Genomic DNA, 3,564 nt, shown 5'->3' on the forward strand with positions numbered 1-3,564 from the left:
GCGATTTGTGCAGTCATCTCAGCCATCGCGGGGGCCACCGCCAGGGAGACCTACCGCGTACCCACGGCCGAGCTGGGATCGTAGTCATCCATGACAGCCTTGCATTCGCGATCCTCCGCCACAGGAATGTTTGAATGTTCACGTGACCGTAGCCTTCATCGGGTCCGACCAATTCGACGTCGGACGTGACTGCCGCGACTGTGAGACTGGTGTTCGTCGCCCGGTCGGTCTGACCCGTGCTTACGACTGGGCCTCTCGGTGCCCTGGCGTTGATCTGTCGGCCGCCCGGGCGACACCGCCACTGGTGGCGCACCGAGCGGGGTACAACACCGAACGCATCCAGGCCCGCCTGGGGCTGGCTCTCACCCGAGAGTACGAGGCCACCTGGCGCGCCCAGCAGACCGTCCTGGACGATCAACCCGCATCACCCGCCGACGGGGCCGACCCGGCCCCGGTCAGCTAACCAGCACTCCGAGCCGGCGGGGGAACCTCAACACCGCGTCGAAGCCGATTCCCTGCGCGGGCGCGAGCGCGCTCCCGTCGGCGAGGAACGTGTCGATCTTCATCGAGCCACCTCGGTCCCGCGGCAAATCACTGCTCATGACACTAGCTGCCGACGTTGTTATCCGAGGCGGGCGCGGCGCCGAGCTGCGCCCGCCTGCGGGAGGTGACGAGCGGCCGGGGACCTATCCGGCGGTCGTTCGGCCCGCGGCGTCCGGGTCCAGGCTGTTGTGCCGGGTCTCGGACAGTGCCAGTGTGCAGGCGATCGCGACGACGGCCATCACCATGATGTACACGGACACCGCCGCGGTGCCGCCCGTTTCCTTCTGCAGGTAGACGGCCAGCAGCGGGGCCACCGCCCCACCGACGAGCGCCCCGACCTGGTAGGCCAGCGAGGCACCGCTGTACCGCACCGATGCCGGGAACATCTCCGCGAAGAAGGCCGCCAGCGGGCCGTACATGACAGCCAGCGCCCCCAGCGCGACCGACAGCGCGATGCTCAGGCTCCAGACGGTGGCCATGTCGACGAGCCAGAACAGCGGGAAGGCCCAGAGCAACGTGATCACGGTCCCGACCAGGTACATACGGCGGCGGCCGACCCGGTCCGAGACCTTCGCCGACCACAGGGTCAGCGGGATCATCACCACGGCACCGATCGCCAGTGCGATCAGCACCGCCGCCTGCGAGGCCCCCGCGGTCTTGGTGGCATAGGCCAGCATGAACGTCGAGTAGATGTAGAAGCCGGTGTTGATGATGGCGAAGGCACCACCGGCCAACGTGACCCGGCGCCAGTGCCGGCGAACCACCTCGAGGACCGGCGAGCGGCCCGTCTGCGGGGCCTGCGCGGCGAGGGTCTGCAGTCGACGGAACGCGGGGGTGTCGTCGAGCCGCTTCTTGGCGTAGATCGCGACGGCGACCAGGACGATGCTCAGCACGAACGGAACCCGCCATCCCCAGGAGGCGAACGAGGCCGGGGCCATGCTCATCCCCAGGAGGAAGAACGCGACCACTCCGAGCAGCACCCCGATGGGCACTCCGACCTGGGCGTAGCTGCCGTAGTACCCCCGCTTCTCCTTCGGCGCGAACTCGGTGGCGAGCAGGACCGCGCCGCCCCACTGACCACCGACCGCCAACCCCTGCACGAACCGAAGGACGGTGAGCAGGATCGGGGCGGCGACCCCGATCGCGTCGTACGTGGGCAGCAGGCCGATCAGCACGCTCGCCGTGGCCATCGTGAACAGCGCTCCGAGGAACGCGGCCTTCCGACCGACCCGATCGCCGAGATGACCCCACACGATCCCGCCGAGCGGCCGCGCCAGGAAACCGACCCCGAGCACCGCGAACGACGACAGGATCGCAACGAACGGATCCGTCGTCGCCGGGAAGAAGAGCTTTGGGAACACGAGGGCGGCGGCGGTGCCGAAGAGGAAGAAGTCGAACCACTCCACGCTGGCGCCGACGAGACTGAGGCCCGCGATCTTGCGGATCGACCGGGCGTCGAGCACCGGCCGATCGGACGAGCCGTCGGGCGTCGTCGACACTCCCGAGGCACTCCCTGAGGGGTTCGGGCCATCGTCAACAGTCATAGGACACTCCTCGTCGAGTTGGATGATCGCCATCCGCTTGTCCCGTCCGACACGGAAGACTGGTTACGTCGGATCGCGAAGAGCATGCCAGCAATGCCGGAGTAGCGCTAGAGTCAGTTAACGACAGAGTTCGTCACTCGTATAGACCAATACTGGCAGACGCCAGGCCCGTCTACGAGCCCTGTCCACCTTCGCCCCGAGCTCCCGGCTCGCCGGCCTCGTTCCTCTGACTCGTATCCAGATCCCGGATCAGTTCGCGGAGCCAGGCCCCCTCGGCCGACTGCACCCGGCGCATGCCCTCGATCAGCCGCGTCTGCCACCACAGCGCCTCCGGCCGGCCGCTGCGCGTGGGGTCCGAGAAGATCTGCAGCCGCTCGGCCGCGACGTCCAACAACGACTCGACTTCGCCCAGCCGGGCCTCCAGGAGCTTGCGCGCGTCCTCGTACGACACTCTGGACAGGAAGAACAGCCGCAGGAGAAAGGGTTCCTTGCTGTACGGCCGCTCGACGGGGGACGCCAACCAATGGTCGAGCTCGGTGACACCGGCGTCGGTGAGCTGGTAGAGCCGCTTGTTGGGCTTGCCCTCTTGCGGGACCACCCGGGACACGATCAGCTCGCCCCGCTCCATCTGCCGGAGCTCACGATAGATCTGGCTGTCCGACGCGTTCCACACGAAGTGCACAGCTCGATCGAAGTGCCTCTTGATGTCGTAACCGGACATCTCCCGCATCGACAGGACACCCAACAACGCATGCCTCAGTGACATCCGGCCACCTTGCGCTAGTCATACTGTACAGCGCAGTCACTACTCCAGCAGTCACTACACCCTTGACCGAGCGAAGTTTAGTCGATCCGACCGGTCGCCGGGTCGTGGCAACCTGCCACGACTACGGGACAGGAGCCAGGACACGTGTACGGTCCGGATGTATTCGCGACGCTGAGGGCCCGGTCATAGTGGCGCCATGCTCCTCGTGTCCGGCCCCGATCTGTTGGTGGAGAGCCTGAGCGCCCAGACGCGGGTCCGAACCGTTCAGCTGCCCGACCGGATGCGACAGTCTCTCGCAGAGCACCGGGAGATCGTCGCCGCCGTCCGCGCCGGGGACCCGGACCGCGCCGAGGTTGCGGTCCGGACCCATCTGACCAACGTGAAGGAGAGTCTCCGGCGCTCGCTGCAGTCGCGTTGACGTCGTTCAGGCAGGGAGAAGCGTCTGGAGTCGACGCCCGCGCAGCGAGCCATCTGACGTGGTCCTCGGCGGCTGTGCTGAACTGGTGGTCGCCTCGACTCAGAACACGCAGCCTGCCGAGACGCGGCCGACGCGGCGACGCGGCCGCTCTGGTTCTCCGAAACGAGCGGCCGCTCAGGTGCCGCCACAGCACCCGGCCCGCAGTCGGGGGTGAGCTTGGCCCCTGAGGCCGGACACCTTGATATTGACCCCGCTTCACGGACACGTCGGTGAGGAGATCAGGCCCGACGGGC

Annotated in this window: 4 protein-coding genes; 2 read left to right on the forward strand and 2 right to left on the reverse strand. The window is 67.5% G+C overall.

The genetic code is table 11. The features are described 5' to 3' along the window. Positions 1 to 304 precede the first annotated feature (304 nt). A complete protein-coding gene (locus ABD993_RS17170; protein ID WP_345418920.1) occupies positions 305 to 463 on the forward strand; it encodes a hypothetical protein in 159 nt (52 codons plus the stop codon). Positions 464 to 686: 223 nt separating this feature from the next. Here ABD993_RS17170 and ABD993_RS17175 read toward each other — a convergent pair whose 3' ends face one another. After that, entirely contained in the window at positions 687 to 2,042 is a 1,356-nt protein-coding gene (locus tag ABD993_RS17175) for an MFS transporter (protein WP_345418923.1), read from the reverse strand. Positions 2,043 to 2,259: 217 nt separating this feature from the next. Further along, on the reverse strand, positions 2,260 to 2,853 hold the full coding sequence (locus tag ABD993_RS17180; RefSeq protein ID WP_345418926.1) for a helix-turn-helix transcriptional regulator: 594 nt from the start codon (positions 2,851 to 2,853) through the stop codon (positions 2,260 to 2,262). Between the two features lie 196 nt (positions 2,854 to 3,049). On the opposite strand from ABD993_RS17180, the gene ABD993_RS17185 reads away from it, so the two are divergent. Next, a complete protein-coding gene (locus ABD993_RS17185) occupies positions 3,050 to 3,271 on the forward strand; it encodes an FCD domain-containing protein (RefSeq protein WP_345418929.1) in 222 nt (73 codons plus the stop codon). Positions 3,272 to 3,564 lie beyond the last annotated feature (293 nt).

Source organism: Pseudonocardia xishanensis, from assembly GCF_039541715.1.
GTDB classification, from domain to species: Bacteria; Actinomycetota; Actinomycetes; order Mycobacteriales; family Pseudonocardiaceae; genus Pseudonocardia; species Pseudonocardia xishanensis.

Coding starts and splice junctions, on each gene's coding strand:
- ABD993_RS17185 (WP_345418929.1), top strand. CDS start 3,050: ATGCTCCTCGTGTCCGGCCCCGATCTGTTGGTGGAGAGCCTGAGCGCC.
- ABD993_RS17180 (WP_345418926.1), bottom strand. CDS start 2,853: ATGTCACTGAGGCATGCGTTGTTGGGTGTCCTGTCGATGCGGGAGATG.